The 18,015-nt window shown below is 75.5% G+C and carries 15 protein-coding genes; 3 read left to right on the top strand and 12 right to left on the bottom strand.

Features of this window, described 5'->3' with window-relative positions; translation table 11 throughout:
• Window positions 1-115: 115 nt before the first annotated feature.
• Complete coding sequence (locus IEY37_RS04380; protein ID WP_229673848.1) at window positions 116-613, bottom strand: Lrp/AsnC family transcriptional regulator; 498 nt, start codon at window positions 611-613, stop codon at window positions 116-118.
• On the bottom strand, window positions 603-1,796 hold the full coding sequence (locus IEY37_RS04375) for a M24 family metallopeptidase (RefSeq protein WP_188940315.1): 1,194 nt from the start codon (window positions 1,794-1,796) through the stop codon (window positions 603-605). The genes IEY37_RS04380 and IEY37_RS04375 overlap by 11 nt, the downstream gene beginning before the upstream one ends.
• Before the next feature lie 50 nt (window positions 1,797-1,846).
• On the opposite strand from IEY37_RS04375, the gene IEY37_RS04370 reads away from it, so the two are divergent.
• A complete protein-coding gene (locus tag IEY37_RS04370) occupies window positions 1,847-2,827 on the top strand; it encodes a 5'-3' exonuclease (protein WP_188940314.1) in 981 nt (326 codons plus the stop codon).
• Between the two features lie 89 nt (window positions 2,828-2,916).
• On the opposite strand, the gene IEY37_RS04365 is transcribed toward IEY37_RS04370, so the two are convergent.
• The 8 genes from IEY37_RS04365 to IEY37_RS04330 all read right to left on the bottom strand — a co-directional run bounded on the left by IEY37_RS04365 (window position 2,917) and on the right by IEY37_RS04330 (window position 14,490).
• Window positions 2,917-3,744, bottom strand: a complete 828-nt coding sequence (locus IEY37_RS04365; RefSeq protein ID WP_188940313.1) for a DUF4333 domain-containing protein — start codon at window positions 3,742-3,744, stop codon at window positions 2,917-2,919.
• A gap of 267 nt (window positions 3,745-4,011) precedes the next feature.
• The gene (locus IEY37_RS04360) at window positions 4,012-6,831 is read right to left on the bottom strand and encodes a DEAD/DEAH box helicase (protein ID WP_188940803.1); all 2,820 of its coding nucleotides are present in this window, start codon (window positions 6,829-6,831) and stop codon (window positions 4,012-4,014) included.
• Window positions 6,832-6,910: 79 nt separating this feature from the next.
• Window positions 6,911-7,894, bottom strand: coding sequence for a twin-arginine translocase subunit TatC (tatC, locus tag IEY37_RS04355; RefSeq protein ID WP_229673837.1), 984 nt, complete (start codon window positions 7,892-7,894; stop codon window positions 6,911-6,913).
• A 199-nt stretch (window positions 7,895-8,093) separates the two neighbouring features.
• The gene (locus tag IEY37_RS04350; protein ID WP_188940312.1) at window positions 8,094-9,068 is read right to left on the bottom strand and encodes a helix-turn-helix transcriptional regulator; all 975 of its coding nucleotides are present in this window, start codon (window positions 9,066-9,068) and stop codon (window positions 8,094-8,096) included.
• Window positions 9,061-10,179, bottom strand: coding sequence for a helix-turn-helix transcriptional regulator (locus tag IEY37_RS04345; protein WP_188940311.1), 1,119 nt, complete (start codon window positions 10,177-10,179; stop codon window positions 9,061-9,063). The genes IEY37_RS04350 and IEY37_RS04345 overlap by 8 nt, the downstream gene beginning before the upstream one ends.
• A 78-nt stretch (window positions 10,180-10,257) precedes the next feature.
• Complete coding sequence (pafA, locus tag IEY37_RS04340) at window positions 10,258-11,616, bottom strand: Pup--protein ligase (protein ID WP_188940310.1); 1,359 nt, start codon at window positions 11,614-11,616, stop codon at window positions 10,258-10,260.
• 91 nt (window positions 11,617-11,707) lie between these two features.
• Window positions 11,708-13,000: a hemolysin family protein gene (locus IEY37_RS04335; RefSeq protein ID WP_188940309.1), complete on the bottom strand. Its 1,293-nt coding sequence runs from the start codon at window positions 12,998-13,000 to the stop codon at window positions 11,708-11,710.
• Entirely contained in the window at window positions 12,997-14,490 is a 1,494-nt protein-coding gene (locus tag IEY37_RS04330; RefSeq protein WP_188940308.1) for a hemolysin family protein, read from the bottom strand. The genes IEY37_RS04335 and IEY37_RS04330 overlap by 4 nt, the downstream gene beginning before the upstream one ends.
• Window positions 14,491-14,636: 146 nt before the next feature.
• On the opposite strand from IEY37_RS04330, the gene IEY37_RS04325 reads away from it, so the two are divergent.
• A complete protein-coding gene (locus IEY37_RS04325; RefSeq protein ID WP_188940307.1) occupies window positions 14,637-15,401 on the top strand; it encodes an SDR family NAD(P)-dependent oxidoreductase in 765 nt (254 codons plus the stop codon).
• A 52-nt stretch (window positions 15,402-15,453) separates the two neighbouring features.
• Here IEY37_RS04325 and IEY37_RS04320 read toward each other — a convergent pair whose 3' ends face one another.
• Window positions 15,454-16,317: an MIP/aquaporin family protein gene (locus tag IEY37_RS04320; protein ID WP_188940306.1), complete on the bottom strand. Its 864-nt coding sequence runs from the start codon at window positions 16,315-16,317 to the stop codon at window positions 15,454-15,456.
• Between the two features lie 173 nt (window positions 16,318-16,490).
• Here IEY37_RS04320 and IEY37_RS04315 point away from each other — a divergent pair, with 173 nt between their 5' ends.
• Window positions 16,491-17,525 carry a helix-turn-helix transcriptional regulator gene (locus IEY37_RS04315; protein WP_188940305.1) on the top strand — a complete coding sequence of 345 codons (1,035 nt, stop codon included), beginning with the start codon at window positions 16,491-16,493 and terminating at the stop codon, window positions 17,523-17,525.
• 16 nt (window positions 17,526-17,541) lie between these two features.
• On the opposite strand, the gene IEY37_RS04310 is transcribed toward IEY37_RS04315, so the two are convergent.
• Window positions 17,542-17,976: a cupin domain-containing protein gene (locus IEY37_RS04310; protein ID WP_188940304.1), complete on the bottom strand. Its 435-nt coding sequence runs from the start codon at window positions 17,974-17,976 to the stop codon at window positions 17,542-17,544.
• Window positions 17,977-18,015 lie beyond the last annotated feature (39 nt).

Below are 18,015 nucleotides of genomic sequence, written 5' to 3'. Positions count from 1 at the left end.
CCGGGTGTGGGCGCTGGAGGTGCGCCGGTAGTGGTCGCTGCCACGACCGGTGCGCGGTCGACGGTGCCGGCCGGCGTTCCCAGGCTCCTCGCGACCGCCGGCGGGTCGGGCCGGGTCAGCCCACCGGGTCGCCGTCCTGCAGCGCCGCCCGCAGGGCCAGGCCGGCGACGGGCCGGTCCTCGAACGGCGTCGACAGCACCACGGTCGTCCTGGTGGACACGTTGGCGGTCGCCCGGATCTGGGCCAGCAGGGCCTCGAGCGCGGACGGCGACGCCACCCGCACCTTGACGATGTACGACTCGACCCCGGCCACCGAGTGGCAGGCCTCGATCTGCGGCAGGACGCGCAGGCGCTCGGGGTAGTCGTCGGGCTCGGCCGGGTCGATCGGGGTCAGCGAGACGAAGGCCGTCAGCGGCAGGCCGAGCTGCTCGCCGTCCAGCCGGGCGGCGTAGCCCTGGATGACGCCGCGCTGCTCGAGCCGCCGCACCCGCTGGTGCACGGCGGAGACCGACAGGCCGACGCGCGCCGCGAGGTCGGTGTAGGAGCACCGGCCGTCCTCGGCGAGCACGGCGGCGATCCGCGCGTCGATGTCCTCGAGCACGTCAGCCGCCAACGACGCGGTACTCCGTCCCGGCGCGGTTCGCCGGGATGGCGCCGTCCTCGCCGACGACGACGATGTCCTCGATGCGGACGCCGAACCGGCCGGGCAGGTAGACGCCCGGTTCGATCGAGAAAGCCATGCCGGGCTCCAGCGGCCGCTCGTTGCCCTCGACGATGTACGGGTGCTCGTGCACCTCGAGGCCGATGCCGTGCCCGGTGCGGGTGATGAACCGCTCGCCCAGCCCGGCCTCGGCGATCACCGTGCGGGCCGCCCGATCGACGTCCTGCGCGGTGACACCCGGTCGCACGGCCTCGACGGCGGCCCGCTGCGCGCGGCGGACGAGGTCGTGGACGGCCCGCTGCTCGGCGTCCACCGGCTCGCCGACCACCTGGTAGGTGCGGGTGCAGTCGGAGAAGTAGCCGTCCGGCCCCGGGCCGCCGATGTCGATGACCACGAGCTCGCCGGGGCGGATCTCGCGGTCGGACGCCTCGTGGTGCGGGCTCGCCCCGTTCGGACCCGACCCGACGATGACGAAGTCCGCGGTCCGGTGGCCCTCGGCGACCAGCGCGGCGGCGATGTCCGCGGCCACGTCGCGCTCGGTACGACCGGGCCGGAGCCACTGCCCGACCGCCTCGTGCACCCGGTCCACCGCCGCGCCGATGGCCAGCAGCCCGTCGACCTCGGCCGGTTCCTTGCGCATCCGCAGCTCGGCGATGGCCGGGCCGGCCAGAGTCAGCTCGCTGCCGGGGACGGCGGCCCGCACGCCGAGGGCGTGCACCGCGGGCATGTGGTCGTCGACGGCCAGCACCCGGCTGTCCGCCGGGAGCAGGTCGGCCAGGACCCGGTAGGGGTCCTGGCCGTCGGCCCAGGTGAGGGTCGTGACCCCGAGGTCGACGACGGGCGTGCCGTCCCATCCGGGACGTTCCAGCAACGGCACCAGGAGGTGCGGTGCACCGGTGGCCGGCACCAGCAGCACGGTGAACCGCTCGTGCGAGCCGACCGAGTGGCCGGCCAGGTAGGCCAGGTCGGCGCCCGGGCTGACCAGCACCGCGTCCGCGCCGGCGAGGGCCGCCTGCTCGGCCAACCGGGCCAGCCGGTCGGCCGCGGCCGCCGTCCGGCCGTCCCGCGACGGGGCCGGCGTCGGGTCGGCGCCGGGCGTGGAACTGTCCGCGGACGCCGCGGCGGGGGTGGCCATGGACGGAGGATATCCGCCGGTGTCGGGGCGTCCGGGTAGCGTCGGCCGGCATGCTGCAGCTGCTCGATCTGGCGGGCATCTACTTCCGCGCCTTCCACGCCGTCCCGTCCTCGATCACCGGTCCGGACGGCCGTCCGGTGAACGCCGTCCGGGGCACGCTGGACATCGTCCGGCGGGTGGTGCAGGACGCCCGGCCGCAGCGGCTCGTCGCCTGCCTGGACCTGGACTGGCGGCCCGAGTGGCGGGTCCGGCTGCTGCCGTCCTACAAGGCGCACCGGGTCGCCGGGCCCGCTCCGGACGCGGCACCGCCGCCGGAGCTGCCGCCGGGCGTCGCCCGCGAGTTCGACGTGCACGGCGGCGACTTCGTCGAGGAGGTGCCGGACGAACTCGGTCCGCAGGTGCCGGTCATCCTCGACATCCTCCGGGCGGTCGGCGTGACACTGGCCGGTGCGGAGGGGTTCGAGGCCGACGACGTCATCGGCACCCTGGCGGCGGCCGAGCAGGACGACCCGGTGGAGGTGGTGACCGGGGACCGCGACCTGTTCCAGGTGGCCAGGGACGCGCCGACGCCCGTCCGGGTGCGGTACATCGGCGCCGGGATGAGCAAGGTGCAGGTGCTCGGCACCGCGGAGGTGGCGGACCGCCATGGCATCCCGGCCGGCCGGTACGCCGACTTCGCCGTGCTGCGCGGCGACCCCTCGGACGGGTTGCCCGGCGTCGCGGGCATCGGCGACAAGACGGCCGCGGCGCTGGTTCGCGAGTGGGGCGCCGTCGAGGACATCGCGGCGGCCGCGCGGGACGGGGCGCTGTCCGGCAGCGTGCGGACCAAGCTGGTCGCGGCCGCGGACTACCTGGGCGCGGCGCCGGCGGTGGTCCGGGTGGCCACCGACGCCCCGGTCCGGATGGACCCGGCAGGCGACGGACGGCTGACCGCGGTGCCCGCCGACGGCGAGCGGCTCGTCGAACTGGCCCAGCGGCACGGGGTGTCGTCCGCGGTGGCCCGGCTGCTGGACGCGCTGGGCGGCGGCTGATCGGACGAACCCGGCCCCAGACGGCTCCGGGCCCGCCGCGAACGGCAGGCCCGGAACGGAACGGAAGGATCAGCGGCGCGGCGCGGCGCTCACTGCGGCACGCCGACCGTGTACTTGCCGCTGTCGTCGACGACGGTGATCTGCACCTGCTTGTCGGCGCCGTCGACCTTCAGCGAGCACTGGAAGGTGGTGCCCTGCTTGACCGGTTCGTTGGCCGGGCAGCTGACGTCCGACACCCCGGTCTGGCCGTAGCCGTTGGGCGGCGCCGAGGTCAGGATGCTGGTCACGCCCTCGGCGACCTTGCCGTTGTCGAACACCTTCTTGTTCAGCCAGCCCGGCCAGGCGAAGAGCAGCACCGCGGCGACGGCCAGCACGACGACCAGCGCGCCGATGCCGATGTAGAGACCCTTGTTCGACTTGCGGGCGGGCGCCTGCCCGTACCCCTGGCCGCCGTAGCCCGGCTGTCCCCCGCCGTACTGCTGGCCGTAGCCCTGCTGGCCCTGCCCGTAACCGCCCGGCTGACCGTACGGGGACTGCTGGCCGTATCCCTGCTGGCCCTGCCCGTAGCCGCCCTGCTGGCCGTAGCCGGACTGGTCGCCGTAGCCGCCCTGCCCGTAGCCGCCCTGCTGGCCGTACCCGGACTGGCCCTGGCCGTACCCGCCCTGGCCGTAGCCGGACTGGTCGCCGTAGCCGCCCTGCCCGTACCCGCCCTGCTGGCCCTGCCCGTACCCGCCCTGCTGGCCGTAGCCGGACTGCTGCCCGTAGCCGCCCTGGTCGTACGACCCGTAGCCCGGCTGCGCCGTCGGCGTCGCACCGGACTCGGGGTGCGCCTGGCCGTAACCGCCACCCTGGTACCCACCGGGCGTGTCACCCGCGGGGCCGCTGCCCTGCTGACCCGGGTTGTAGGGCGTGCTCATGAAGTGCCTCCTCGGTCACCCGGCCCGCGGCCGGCGGTCGTGCAGCGAATCAAACCACGAACTCACATTCCGGACTGCCGGACGTGCCGGGCCGGCCGGGCGCGGATCGGCCGCGCCGGGAAGACACCCGGGTGCTCGGGGGCTGCCGGCGCGGCGGTCCGCACCGTCCCCGCAACCGTGACGCGCGCTGATCACGAACGGTTCCACCACGGGGTCGATCGTCCGGATGTCCAGCCGGGACGGGCCGGAGGGAGCGAGGTCCTCCGGTCAGGTGGTGCCCAGCGCCACCACGCCGCGGCGGACCGCGTCCACCGCGGACCGCGCGGCGGTGGACACCGCGGCCGGCGCGACGACGCGGATCTGGTCCAGCAGGTCGACGACCTGCCGGCACCAGCGCACGAAGTCGCCGGCCGAGAGCTCCTGGCCGGACTCGGCCGAGACGCCCAGCGCCTGGGCCAGCGACCCGCCCGCCGCCCAGGTCGCCGTGGCCCGGGCGAACCCGGGATCGGGCTCCCGGGTCACCGGCAGCGCGGCCTCGCGCTCGTCGGCCGCGATGTCGGCCCAGATGCGGTGGACCGCCTCGATCGCGGTCCCGGCCGGGCCGGCCGGCGGGCGGGGCGGCGCCAGGGTCTCCCGGCGGGCCTCGAAGACCAGGCAGGACACGGCGGCCGCCAGCTCGGCCGGGGTCAGCCGGTCGAAGACGCCGCCGCGCAGGCACTCGGCCACCACCAGGTCCGTCTCCGACCAGATCCGGGTGAGCATCCGGCCGGCCGGCGTCAGGTCGTCACCGACGACGAAGCCGCGGCGCTGCAGCAGGCCCAGGATCGACTCCAGCGCCTGGCCGAGCGACCCCTTCGCGCCGGCGACCTTCGCCGACAGCGCGGCGTTCTCGGTGACCAGCCGCTGCCAGCGCCGCGCCCACTGCAGGTGGGTGTCGCGGTCGGCGCAGCCGTGCACCGGGTGCGCGCGCACCGCCCGGCGCAGGGTCGCCAGGTCGACGTCCTCGGCGGGCTCGGGCCGCGGACCGCGGCCGGGCTCGACCACGGTGCCGGCGGCCACCGCGGCGGCGATCGCCGATGCCACGTCGCGGCGCACCGTCGGCGACCGGTGGTCGACGAACTTGTCCAGCCGGATGCGGCCCAGCGCCGGCACCGGGCCCCGGAAATCGGCGGCGGACAGCCGCCCGGCCCAGCGCGCGGCGGTGATCACCAGCGGCCGCGCGGTGCCGTCCGAGGCGATGCCCGGGTCGACGACCACAGCGAGACCGGCGCGCCGGCCGGCGGGCACGGAGACGACGTCGCCGCGGCGCAGCGCCGCCAGGTCCTCCACCGTCGCGTCGCGCCGGCGGGCCGCGCCGGCGCGGGCCCGCTGCTTCTCGGCCGCGGCCAGCCGGGCCAGCAGGTCCAGGTACTCGCCGGTGTCGCCGAGGTGGCACCGCATGGCGGCGGCGTGCGAGGCGATCGCCTCGGTGTTGCGGTGGATCTGCCGCACCACCCCGACCACCGACGAGTCGGCCTGGAACTGCGCGAAGGACTGCTCGAGCAACTCCTTGGCGGCCTCCCGGCCGAGCCGGCCGAGCAGGTTGACGGCCATGTTGTAGCTCGGCCGGAACGACGACCGGAGCGGGTAGGTACGCCGCGACGCCAGCCCGGCGACCGTCCGCGGGTCCATCCCAGGGCTCCAGACGACCACCGCGTGGCCCTCGACGTCGATGCCGCGGCGGCCGGCGCGGCCGGTCAGCTGGGTGAACTCGCCCGGCGTCAGGTCGACGTGGCCCTCGCCGTTGAACTTGACCAGCTTCTCCAGCACCACGGTCCGGGCAGGCATGTTGATGCCCAGCGACAGCGTCTCGGTGGCGAAGACCGCCCGCACCAGCCCGGCGACGAACAGCTCCTCGACGGTCTCCTTGAACGCCGGCAGCAGCCCGGCGTGGTGGGCGGCGATGCCGCGCTCCAGCGCCTCCCGCCACTCCCAGTAGCCCAGGACCGCCAGGTCGGCCTCGGGCAGGTCGGCGGTGCGCCGGTCGACCACCGCGCGGATCTCGTCGCGCTCGGCCTCGGTGGTCAGCCGCATGCCGGACCGCACGCACTGGGCGACGGCCGCGTCGCAGCCGGCCCTGGAGAAGATGAAGGTGATCGCGGGCAGCAGCCCGGCGCCGTCCAGCCGCTCGATGACATCCACCCGCGCCGGCGGGCGCCACCGGCCGCCGCCGCCCTGCCCCGCCCGGCCGCGCGGGCCGCCTCCGCGGCCGCGGTCCCCGGCGCGGCCGCCGCCCCACCGCTCCGCGGTGCTCTCGGCGTCGGACACCGCCCGGGCCAAGGCGGGGTCGATCCGGGTGACGGCGCCGCCGTCCATCGGCGTCGTGGTGCTGAACAGGTCGAACAGCCGGCGGCCGACCATCATGTGCTGCCACAGCGGCACCGGGCGGATCTCGTCGACGACCACGGTGGTGTGCCCGCGGACCTCCTGCAGCCAGGCGCCGAACTCCTCGGCGTTGGACACCGTCGCGGACAGCCCCACCACCTGCACCTCGGGCGGCAGGTGCAGGATCACCTCCTCCCACACCGCGCCGCGGAACTTGTCCGCCAGGTAGTGGATCTCGTCCATGACGACCGCGGTGAGCCCGGCCAGGTCCGGCGACGCCGCGTAGAGCATGTTGCGCAGCACCTCGGTGGTCATCACCACCACCTCGGCGTGCGAGTTGACCGCGGTGTCGCCGGTGAGCAGCCCCACCCGGGCCGGCCCGTACTCGGCGACCAGGTCCTGGTACTTCTGGTTCGACAGCGCCTTGATCGGCGTGGTGTAGAAGCACTTGCCGCCGGTGGCCAGCGCCCGGTGCACGGCGAACTCGCCGACCACGGTCTTGCCGGCGCCGGTGGGTGCGCACACCAGCACCCCGCGGCCGTCCTCGAGCGCCCGGCAAGCGGTCACCTGGAAGTCGTCGAGCGAGAACGGGCGGGTGGCGGCGAACTCGGTCAGGTACGGGTGCCCGGCGCGCTCCCGCGACCGGGCGTACCGCTCCGCGGGCGACAGCGGCGCGTCGTCGACGTCCTCGTCCTGCTCGGGCCCCCGTGCCGGACGGGACATCCCGGATCTGCTCACCCCTCCAGCGTGACACAGGCCCCGGCGGGCACCCCGGCGCCGGGCCACGGGCGGGCCGCAGGGATCAGGTCGCGTCGCCCAGCCGGTCGGGCGGCTCGACCGGCGGGATGGGGGCCGGCGGCGGCACCGGGGACGAGCCCCCGACGGCGTCGGTGTGGCCGACCGGGCCGGGTTCCACCGGCATCGGCGACGCCTCGTCGTCGGACAGCTCGGCCATCCCGGCGGCCACCAGCCGGCGTTCCTTGCGGCGGTCGTGCGCCTTGGACACCTGCACCGCCACCTCGTACAGGATCGCCAGGGCGATGGCCAGCGCCGACATGGTGACGGGGTCGTTGCCCGGCACCACGACGGCCGCCAGCACCACCATCCCGAAGATCGCGTAGCGGCGGGACGCGGCCAGCCGGGCGCCCTTGAGCACGCCGGCGAAGTTGAGCATCACCAGCAGCAGCGGCACCTCGAACGACAGCCCGAAGATGATCAGCATGGCGATCAGGAAGCTGAAGTAGCTGTCCGGGCTGAGCGCCGAGGTGCCGGCGTCGCCGGCAAAGCTGAGCAGGACCTTCAGGCCCTCGCCGATGACGTAGTAGGCCAGCGCCGCACCGGCGAAGAACAGCGCCCCGCCGGCGACCACGAAGCTGACGGCGAACTTCCGCTCCCTGCTGTACAGCGCCGGCGTCACGAAGCCCCACAGCTGGTACAGCCACACCGGGCTGCTGATCACGGCACCGACCATCAGGGCGGCCTTGATCCGGACCTGCAGGAAGCTGAACGGCGTGGTGGCCAGCAGCTGGCAGCCCTCCCGGCCGCCGGTGACCAGCCGGTACTGCGCTGGGACGTTGCAGTACGGGGCGATCAGGATGTCGTTGAGCGACCGCAGCCCCAGCGCCGGGATCGAGACGGTGTACCAGACGAAACCGAGGACGGTGCCGGCCAGCAGGCCCAGGGCCGCGAAGAACAGCCGCCGGCGGAGCTCGTACAGGTGCTCCATCAACGACATGGTCCCGTCGACGGGACGGTCCTTGCGCGAGCGGCGGGGGATCCCGACCACCGGTCACCTCCTGCTGTCCGTTGCGCTCCGGTCCCGGTGACCGTCGCCCGCGGCCGGCTGCCCTGGGCGGCCCCATCGCGGGTGCCGGCGGGCGTGTCCCCGGATCCGATGCTACGCAGTCGGGCCGGCCGGCCCGCACCGCTGGACGGGCGTCCGGCCCGCCGCGGCCGGATCGCGGGCGGGCGCCGCGACGGTCCCGTCAGAGATACGCCGCCAGCGCCGCCGACGCTTGGTCCGCCACCGTCCGGGCCAGGTCCGGCCGGTCCTCCACCACGGCGGCGCCGGCCAGCGAGAGCACCAGCCGGACGATCCACTCGTCGCCGCCGGCGCGCAGCCGCACCCGCTGGTGGCCGGGCCGGCCGCCGGTCTCCGGTGACGGCGGCACCGGCTCGACCGACTCGGTCTCGTAGTACTCGGCGACCCAGCGCGCCGACGGGGCGAGCAGCAGCGTGACCGGCGGGACGTCGGGGTTGGGGTGGAACATCCGCTCCGGCGGGTCCGGGTCCAGCCAGAGCGGCTCCTGCGCCGGCTCGTCGAGCAGCCGCAGGTCCTCGATGCGGTCGATGCGGAAGTGCCGGACCGCCTGCGCCAGGTGGCAGAACGCCTCCAGGTAGACGTGTCCCTCGGTGACCAGCACCCGCAACGGGTCCACCACCCGCTCGGTGAGGGCGTCCCGCGAGGCGCTGTAGTAGCGCAACCACAGCTGCCGCGAGCTGTCCACCGCCTGCCGGACGGTGGCCAGCGCGGGCGTGGCCGTCTCCGCAGCGGCGGCCACCGCGACCGCCTCGGCGCTGCGCGCCCCGGCCTGCTCGAGCTTGTCCAGGGCCGAGTGCACGGCGTCGGCGTCGACCAGGCCGGGCAGGTCGGCGAGCGCGCGCAGGGCCACCGTCAGCGCCACCGCCTCGTCGGAGGTCAGCCGCACCGGCCGCTCGATGCCGGCGTCGAACGCGATGGACACCGTCCCGCCGTCCTCGTCGAGAACCACGTCGATGAGGTCGTCGGGGTAGTAGCCGGGCAGCCCGCAGACCATCAAGAGGTCCAGGTCCGCGGCGATCTGGGCGACCGGCACGTCGAACTCGGCCGCCAGGTCGGCCAGGGCCACGCCGGGGCGGCGGGCGATGTACGGGACCAGCGACAGCATCCTGGCCAGCCGGGCGGCGGCGGTCTCAGCCATCGGTGCCCGTCCCGTCCAGCGCCGTCAGCACCGGGGTGACCACGGCCGGCTCGCCGTCGGCGGCCGGCCCGTCCGGGGGGACGGCGCCGCGGACGGTGTCCAGGGTGGCGGTGAGCAGGCGCACCACGGCGTCGCGCAGGTCCGCCGGCGACTCCACGACCACGTCCGGGCCGGCGGCGGCGACGGCCCTGGCGGTGTCCCACAGGTGGTCCATGGTGATCTCGACCCGGTCCCAGCCGTCCGGCAGCGGACCGGGCAGGGTGCGCACCGCCGAGCGGCGCAGCCCCGCGGCGCGGCCGGCCCGCATCCGCAGCACCGCCGGGCGCTGCGCGGCCGGCCTGGCACCGTCCACCCGGCCGGCGGAGCCGGCGACGAACGCCAGCAGGTCCAGGCCCGGCGGCACCTGCACCGACCCGGCCCGGCCGGTCTGCTGCACGGGCCCGGCGATCCGGGAGAGCCGGAAGGTGCGGCGGGCGTCACGGCCGGTGTCGTGGCCGACCAGGTACCAGCGGCCGGCGTAGGACACCAGCCCCCACGGCTGCACGCTGCGCGTCTCGGCCGGCCCGTCCAGCGACTTGCGGTAGGCGAAGGTCACCGAGCGGCGGGCGCGGATCGCGGCGTACAGCGGCGCGAAGGACGGGTCCGCGGTCCGCACCCGCGGCTGCAGAAGGCCGGCGGCGCGCTGCCCCGGGTCGGTGGTGCTGTCCGGGTCGCCCGGCGCGGGTGTGCCGGGCCCGCCGGGCGCCGCGGCGGCGTCGCGGATCTTGCGCAGCGCGGCGCTGCCGGCGGCGGCCAGCGCGGTGGTCTCCCACAGCCGCCCGGCCAGCGCCAGCGCCGCCGTCTCCGCCGGGGTGAAGGACAGCTGCGGCAGCGTCAGGTCGCCGGGCGGGATGCGGTAGCCGTCGCTGCCGTCCTCCGGGGTCTGCAGCGGGATGCCCGCCTCGCGCAGCTCGGCCTTGTCCCGCTCGAACGTCCGGAAGAAGGCCTCCTCGGAGGGGGCGTCGCCGTACCCGGCCACCTTGTCCCGGATCCACTGCGCCGTCCGGAACCGCGGGGAGTTGACCAGCGCGATGACCAGGTTGAGCAGCCGTTCAGCCTTCGCCGTCGCCACGTCTCCAGCCTTGCACACCGTGTCGCCCGGCCGGGTGGGGCCGCGCCCGGGCGGGCACCCGCGGCACGGCCGGCAGCGTCAGAGCGATTCGATGAGCTTGGCGACCCGGTCGTCCTCGGAGCGGAACGGGTCCTTGAGCAGCACCGTGCGCTGCGCCTGGTCGTTCAGCTTCAGGTGCACCCAGTCGACCGTGTAGTCGCGGTTGGCGTCCTGCGCGCGGGCGACGAACTCGCCGCGCAGCCGGGCGCGGGTGGTCTGCGGCGGGGTGGCCGTCGCCGCCTGGATCTCGTCCTCGGTCACCACGGTCTGCGCCTGCCCGCGGGCGACGAGCAGCGAGTGCAGCCCACGGCCCGGGCGGACGTCGTGGTAGGTCAGGTCGAGCTGGGCGATGCGGGCGTCGGACAGGTCCAGCCCGTGCCGGGCGGCGTAGGCGTCGAGCAGCTTCTTCTTGATCACCCAGTCGATCTCGGTGTCCACCGCCGACAGGTCGTCGGACTCGACGGCCTTGAGAGTGCGCCCCCACAGGTCCAGCACCCGCTCGGACACCGGGTCGGTGCCGCGGCGGGCGACGAAGTCCGCGGCCCGGGTGTAGTACTCGACCTGCGCGTCCAGCGCCGAGATTTCGGAGCCGTTGGCCAGCCGGACGCCGCGCCGGCCGGTGATGTCGTGCGACACCTCGCGGATGGCCCGGATGGGGTTGTCGAAGGCGAAGTCGCGCAGCTGGACGCCGGCCTCGATCATCTCCAGCACCAGCGCGGCGCTGCCGACCTTGAGCAGCGTGGTCGTCTGGCTCATGTTGGAGTCGCCGACGATGACGTGCAGCCGCCGGTAGCGCTCGGCGTCCGCGTGCGGCTCGTCGCGGGTGTTGATGATCGGCCGGGACCGGGTGGTGGCGCTGGAGACGCCCTCCCAGATGTGGTCGGCCCGCTGGGACAGGCAGTACGACGCGCCGCGCGGGGTCTGCAGCACCTTGCCGGCGCCGGCGACGAGCTGCCGGGTGACCAGGAACGGGATGAGACCGTCGGCGATGCGCGAGAACTCGCCGGCCCGGGCGATCAGGTAGTTCTCGTGGCAGCCGTAGGAGTTGCCGGCCGAGTCGGTGTTGTTCTTGAACAGGTAGATGTCGCCGCCGATGCCCTCCTCGGCCAGCCGCTGCTCGGCGTCGACGACCAGGTCCTGCAGGATCCGCTCCCCCGCCTTGTCGTGCGCGATGAGCGTGTGCAGGTCGTCGCACTCGGCGGTGGCGTACTCGGGGTGCGACCCGACGTCCAGGTAGAGCCGGGACCCGTTGCGCAGGAACACGTTCGACGACCGGCCCCACGAGACGACGCGGCGGAACAGGTACCGGGCGACCTCGTCCGGGGAGAGTCGGCGCTGCCCGCGGAAAGTGCAGGTGATGCCGAACTCGGTCTCGATGCCCATGATCCTGCGCTGCATCAGCCGAGACTATGCCGTGCGGCGCCGGGCCGGCCGGGACGGCGCGGGCCGGCAAGCGTTCGATGCCGGGCCGTGACCGGCCGATGTCCGGTCAGCCCGGGCCGCGCCGGGTGGCGTCGCGGACCTCGCCGATCAGCTGCTCGATCACGTCCTCCAGGGCGACCAGGCCGAGCCGGCCGGCGCCCGGCGCGATGCTGTCGACGGCCGCGCGGTCGCCGGGCGGCGGGATCGCCGGCGCCGGTGTCCCGGCCGGGGCGGGCGCGTCGGGCACACCGGGATTGACCGTCCCGGTGGACCGGTCGATCGCCGGCTCGCCGGCCTCGGCGCCGTCCGCCGGGGCGACCCCCGAGGGGCCGGCGGGGGCGCCGGGGTCGGTGGCGCCGGCCCCGACCGGCGCCAGCTCGGTGGCCACCTCGACGACCGGGGCGTCGGCCCGGCGCACCTGCGCCAGGTGGGCGCCGATACGGCGCATCCGGTCCAGCGCGGCGCGCAGCTCCGTGCCGGCGGCGAGCACCGGCAGCTGCCGGATCACCGCGGGCGGGACCGGGCGGTCGCGGCGGTCCGGCGGGATCGCGACGACGTCCCGGATGTGCAGGTAGCCGACGTAGCGGCCGGAGTCGTCCCGCAGCGGGAAGCGGGAGAAACCGGTGCGGGCGCAGGTCCGCTCGACCTCGGCGGGCGTCGTCCCGACCGGCAGGGCCACCACCTCGGCGTCCGGCAGCAGCACCGACTCCACCCGGCCGGTGTCGAACTCCAGCGCCGAGGCGATCAGCTGCTGGTCGCCGGCCTCCAGCAGGCCCTCCTCGGTGGACTCGCGGACCAGCCCGGCGACCTCGTCCCGGGTGTAGGCGGACGCCACCTCGTCCCGGGGCTCCTTGCCCAGCAGCCGCACCACCGCGTTGCTGAGGTGGTTCAGGCCGCGGACGACGGGTCCCAGGAACGTCGCCAGCGCCCGCAGCGGCGGGGCGAGCAGCAGCGCCGTCCGCTCGGGTCCGGCCAGCGCCACGTTCTTGGGCACCATCTCGCCCAACGCGACGTGCGCGAACACCACCAGCAGCAACGCGACGGTGAGCGCCACCGGGTGCAGCCAGCCCTCCGGGACGCCGAGGTCGTGGAACACCGGCTCGAGCAGCGTCGCGACGGCCGGCTCGCCCAGGGCACCCAGCAGCACGCCGCACAGCGTGATGCCGAGCTGCGCGCACGCCATCATCACCGAGACGTCCTCCATCGCCCGCAGCGTCACCCGGGCCCGGGCGCTGCCGACGGCCAGCGGTTCGATCACCGTCCGGCGGGCCGAGATGAGCGCGAACTCGGCGGCGACGAAGAACGCGCTGAGCCCGAGCAGCACGACGACGAGGCCGGTGAGCAGCCAGGCGCCGGTCATCGGGCCGTCTCCGGCCCGCCGCGCGGGCGGCGGTCGGCGCTGACGCGGTCCGTGGTGCCGCGGTCGGCGGCCTCTCCGGCGTCCTCACCGGTCGCCTCGACGGCGGAGAGCACCACCGACTCGATCCGGCGGCGCGCCCGGCGCACCACGGTGAGCCGCAGCACCGCCGCCCGCGGCAGGTCGTCCTCGGTGCTGGCGGGGACGGCCCGGTCGCCGGGGTGGTCGCCGATGGTGCCCAGCGACACGCGCCCGGCCACGGCGCCGCCGACGACGACGCTGTCGCCGACCTCGGCCAGCCGGCCCAGGCGCTCCACGACCAGGCCGGCCACCGTCTCGTACGCGCCCGACTCGGGCAGCTCGACGCCGGTCACCTCGCGGATCTGGTCCGGCCGCAGGGTCCCCGGCAGCACCCAGCTGCCGCCGGGACGCCGGTAGGGCCGCGGGGCGCGCGGGTCGTGCTCGTCGCGGATCTCGCCGACCAGCTCCTCGACGACGTCCTCCAGGGTGAGGATGCCGGCGGTGCCGCCGTACTCGTCGGCCACCACGGCCAGCTGGAAGCCGCGCTCGCGCAGCAGGTCGAGCAGGTCGTCCAGGGGCATCGTGCCGGGCACCACCGGCACGTCCCGGGTGAGCGCCGACACCGGGACCCTGGCCCGCTCGTCGGGCGGGACGGCCACCGCGCGTTTGAGGTGGACGAGGCCGACCACGTCGTCGGAATCCTCACCGATCACCGGGAAGCGCGAGTGGCCGGTCTCCACCGCGGCGGTGATCACCGTGTCGGCGCTGTCCGTGGCCCGGACGAACCGGACGCGGGTGCGCGGGGTGAGCACGTCGTCGGCGGACTTGCCGGAGAACGAGATGGACCGGTCGAGCAGGCCGGCGGTCGGGGTGGCCAGGGTGCCCTGCGCCGCCGAGCGGCGCACCAGGGACTGCAGCTCGTCGGGTGCCCGAGCGGACCGCAGCTCCTCCTGCGGCTCGATGCCGAACACCTTGAGCACGCCGTTGGCGGTGCCGTTCAACGCCCAGATCAACGGGCGGAACACGGTGGTCGACGCCCGCATGGCGCCGACCACCGACTTGGCGGCGGCCATCGGGTCGGCGATCGCCACGGACTTGGCGACCAGCTCACCGAACACCATGGACAGCACCGTCGCGATCACCAGGGCCAGCGGCACCCCGATCGACTCGCCGACCCGCTCCGGGACGCCGAAGAGGTGCAGCAGGTCGGCGATCAGCGACGCCAGCGACGGCTCCATCACGAAGCCCAGCGCCAGCGTGGTGACGGTGATGCCGATCTGCGCGCCGGACAGCTGCGTGGACAGCGAGCGCAGGCCGGCCAGCAGCGACTGGGCGCGCCGGTCGCCGGCCGCGGCCTGCTGGGCGACGGTGGCCCGGTCGACCGTGACCAGGCTGAACTCGGCGGTGACGTAGACGAACGTGCCGGCCACCAGGAGCAGGCCCACCAGCAGCAGGACGAGCTGGACGATCACAGGGGACGGACTCCCGGGGGTCGTCGGGGGCCGGAACCAGGGTGCGCCGGCCGTCCACCCACGGTAGCCGATCCCCTCCGCGGGACGCGCCGTCCGCGGCCGGGGCCGCCCGCCGACCCGCTGCGGCGCAGGGTCAGGATGGCGGCATGGCACAAGGACTGGACGGGACGGTCGCGCTGGTCACCGGCGCGAGCAGTGGCATCGGGTACGCGACGGCCCTGCACCTGGCGGGACTCGGCGCCCGGGTGGCGGTGGTCGCGCGGCGGCGCGAGCGGCTGGCCGAGCTGGCCGGCAGGATCGCCGACGCCGGCGGCGAGGCGCTGGTCGTCGAGTCGGACGTCACCTCCGAGCAGGCGGCCCGGGACGCCGTGGACGCCGCGGTCCAGCGGTTCGGGCGGCTGGACACCGTGGTGGCCAACGCGGGCGTCATGCTGCTCGGCCCGATCGTCGACGCGCCGGTGCCGGAGTGGGAGCGGATGGTGCAGCTCAACGTGCTGGGGCTGCTGTACACCTCGCACGCCGCCCTGCCGCACCTGCTGTCCGCCGCCGACGGCGGGCCCCGGTCGGTGGCCGACCTGGTGCTCGTCAGCAGCGTCGCCGGCCGGGTCGCCCGCAGCGGCAGCGGCGTCTACAACCTCACCAAGCACGGCGTCGGCGCCTTCGCCGAGTCGCTGCGGCAGGAGGTGACCCGCCGGCACGTCCGGGTGTCGCTGATCGAACCGGGCGCCGTGAAGACCGAGCTGTCCAGCCACAACCGGCCCGAGATCCAGGAGCAGAACCGGGCCCGCTGGGAGGGCATGGAGCGGATGGAGGCCGAGGACATCGCCGACGCCATCGGGTACGTGGTGACCCGGCCGCGCCGGGTGGCGATCAACGAGGTGCTGATCCGGCCCACCGAGCAGGAGGGCTGACCGGCCCGGGCCTGGGCCGCGCAGCAGGGCACCGCGGCCGCCGCCCGGTGGGTCAGCGCCGGCCGCCCGGCGCCGTCGGGTGCGCCCTGGCGCCGCCCGGCCGCCGGCCACCGTCCGACACCGCACCGCGCGCGCCGTCCGCGCTGTCCGCGCCGTCCGCGCTGTCCGCGCCGTCAGCGCCGTCTCTGCCGTCTCTGCCGTCTCTGCCGTCTCTGCCGTCTCTGCCGTCCGAACCGTCGCTGCTGTCCCCGGGCCGCAGCACCGGCACCAGCACCGCCGCGAGCGCACCGCCGACCAGGGGTGCCAAGAGGAACACCCACACGTGCGCCAGCGCGCTGCCGCCCTCGAACAGCGCCGGCCCCAGCGACCGGGCCGGGTTGACCGAGGTCCCGTCGAGCGGGATGCCGACCAGGTGGATCGCCGTCAGCACCAGGCCGATCGCCAGGCCGGCGAACCCCGGAGGCGCGGACGGGGCGGTCGTCAGCAGCACCGTCAGCACCAGCACGCAGGTCAGGACGATCTCCAGGACCACCGTGCCGGTCAGGTTCACCGTGCTCCCCCAGTTGTTCGTGCCCTTGTGGCCGGTGTGGTCGGCGGCCCCGCCGGCGCCGAGCAGCAGCTGGATCACCGCCGCCCCGACCACGCCGCCGACCAGCTGGGCGACCCAGAAGGCGACGGCGTCGCGGACGTCGATCCCCTTCCGGATGAGCACCCCCAGCGTCACCGCCGGGTTGAGGTGCGCACCGGTGACCGGGCCCATGCCGTAGACCAGCGCCAGCAGCACCAGGCCGAAGGTCAACGCCACCCCGACCGGCCCGATCGCGTCGAAGCCGAACACCGCGGACCCCACACCGAAGAAGACCAGGATCGCGGTGCCGATCATCTCGGCGACCGCCTGGCGGGTGAGCACGGACATGGGCGACCTCTCGTCCGGGGCGGCGGGCGGAGGACCACGTCCGCCGCACCCGGGGACACCCGGGGTCGGCCACCGACGTCGTCCGCGCGAGGGTGCCCGGAACCCGCTCCGTCCAACCGTCCGGCTGCGCCGATGTGCGGACGGCGCCCGTCGCGGTCCCCTACGCTCGCCCGATGGCGCACGGCCGGCGCGGTCAGCTGACCCAACGCGTGCTCGGCTCGCTGCCGCCCGGGCTGGACCACGTCGAGCTGCGGCGGGACGCGGCACGGCGGCTCCGTGGCGCGGTCGGTGACGACGTGGCGGTCTGGGCGGTGCTGGATCCGGCGACGCTGCTGTGGGCGTCGTGCGTGGTCGACGGCGCCGACCGGGACGTCGACCTGGAGAACGCCGTCTTCGACAACGAGTACCGCCACCGGGACGTGCTGTCGCTGCGCGCGCTGGCGCAGGGCCCGCTGATCGGCACGCTCCACCAGGCGACGGCCGGCGCCCCCGCCGACAGCGCCCGCTACCGGGACGTCTACCGCCCGCGCGGGATCACCGATGAGCTGCGGCTGGTCATGCACGACGGCGAGACGGCGTGGGGCGCGCTGTGCCTGCTCCGGTCCGGCGGCACGTTCGCCGCGGACGAGGTGGCCGCGGTCGGCGAACTCGGCCGGCCGTTCGCCCGCGCACTGCGGAAGTCCGTGGTCCGACCTGCGGCGACCCCGGACGGTGACGGGGCCGCCGGCCTGCTGCTGGCCTCGCTCGATGGGCGGGTGCTCGACGTCAACCCGGAGGCCCGTCGGCTGCTCGGCGACCTGGACCAGGTGCCGCAGGTCGTGCAGGCGGTCGCCGCCCGCCGCCGGGCCGGCGCGCCGGCGAGCGCGGCCGCACCGACCCCGACCGGGCGCTGGCTGGCGTTCCACGCCACCGAGCTGGGGCCGCACCTCGCGGTGGTCGTGGAGCAGGTCAGACCGCCGCAGCTCGCGGACCTCGTCGTGCGGGCCCGCGGACTGACGCCGCGGGAGCGCGCGGTGCTGGAGCTCGTGGCGCGCGGGCTGTCCAACCGCCGGATCGCCGGGCAGTTGGGCATCTCCGAGTTCACCGTCGGCGACCACCTCAAAGCCCTCTTCGCCAAGTTCGACGTGGGCAGCCGCAGCGAGCTGGTGGCCGCGCTGTTCTTCGACCACTTCGCGCCGCTGCACGCCGCGGAAGGCGGGGCGGGATGACCCGCCGCCGCGGCGGTCAGAGCAGCCGCACGCCGTACCGGGCGGCGTGCGCCGCCACCCGGTCGCGGTCCGGAGCGCCGGAGGCGGCCAGGGCGCCCATCCCCTGCAGGAACTGCAGCTGCGTCGCGCCGGTGGTCAGCACCAGCTGCCGCACCGGCAACCCGGAGACGTTGCGGTAGCAGTGCGGCACACCCGCCGGCACGCGCACGAACCCGCCGGCGGCCACGGTCTCCGCCGCCCCGTCCAGGTCGTAGGTCATGGTGCCCTCAGCGACGTAGAAGACCTTGTCCGTCGACAGGGTGTGCAGCGGCGACCGGCCGCCCGGCTCGACGGTCAGCTCGATCGCCTCCCATGCGCCGCTGGTGTCGGCGGCGCCGGCGACCGGCACGGCGCGGGTGGCGGGCATGGCGAAGGAGTCGGCGGCGCCGGGCTGCACGACGGTGGTGTCCATCTGGATCTCCTGGTCTCGTGATGGCCCGCCGCCGGCCGG

Origin of the sequence: Nakamurella endophytica, assembly GCF_014646215.1 — a bacterium.
Classification (GTDB): domain Bacteria; phylum Actinomycetota; class Actinomycetes; order Mycobacteriales; family Nakamurellaceae; genus Nakamurella; species Nakamurella endophytica.
Note: the sequence above shows the minus strand (reverse complement) of the source record. Positions and strands in the feature narration are given on the sequence as shown.

Bases quoted from the DNA above. Each gene is read 5' to 3' on its own strand.
- pafA (WP_188940310.1), bottom strand. From the start codon at position 11,616: ATGCAGCGCAGGATCATGGGCATCGAGACCGAGTTCGGCATCACCTGC.
- IEY37_RS04310 (WP_188940304.1), bottom strand. From the start codon at position 17,976: ATGGACACCACCGTCGTGCAGCCCGGCGCCGCCGACTCCTTCGCCATG.
- IEY37_RS04315 (WP_188940305.1), top strand. From the start codon at position 16,491: ATGGCGCACGGCCGGCGCGGTCAGCTGACCCAACGCGTGCTCGGCTCG.
- IEY37_RS04375 (WP_188940315.1), bottom strand. From the start codon at position 1,796: ATGGCCACCCCCGCCGCGGCGTCCGCGGACAGTTCCACGCCCGGCGCC.
- IEY37_RS04370 (WP_188940314.1), top strand. From the start codon at position 1,847: ATGCTGCAGCTGCTCGATCTGGCGGGCATCTACTTCCGCGCCTTCCAC.
- IEY37_RS04350 (WP_188940312.1), bottom strand. From the start codon at position 9,068: ATGGCTGAGACCGCCGCCGCCCGGCTGGCCAGGATGCTGTCGCTGGTC.
- IEY37_RS04325 (WP_188940307.1), top strand. From the start codon at position 14,637: ATGGCACAAGGACTGGACGGGACGGTCGCGCTGGTCACCGGCGCGAGC.
- IEY37_RS04320 (WP_188940306.1), bottom strand. From the start codon at position 16,317: ATGTCCGTGCTCACCCGCCAGGCGGTCGCCGAGATGATCGGCACCGCG.
- IEY37_RS04360 (WP_188940803.1), bottom strand. From the start codon at position 6,831: ATGTCCCGTCCGGCACGGGGGCCCGAGCAGGACGAGGACGTCGACGAC.
- IEY37_RS04365 (WP_188940313.1), bottom strand. From the start codon at position 3,744: ATGAGCACGCCCTACAACCCGGGTCAGCAGGGCAGCGGCCCCGCGGGT.
- IEY37_RS04335 (WP_188940309.1), bottom strand. From the start codon at position 13,000: ATGACCGGCGCCTGGCTGCTCACCGGCCTCGTCGTCGTGCTGCTCGGG.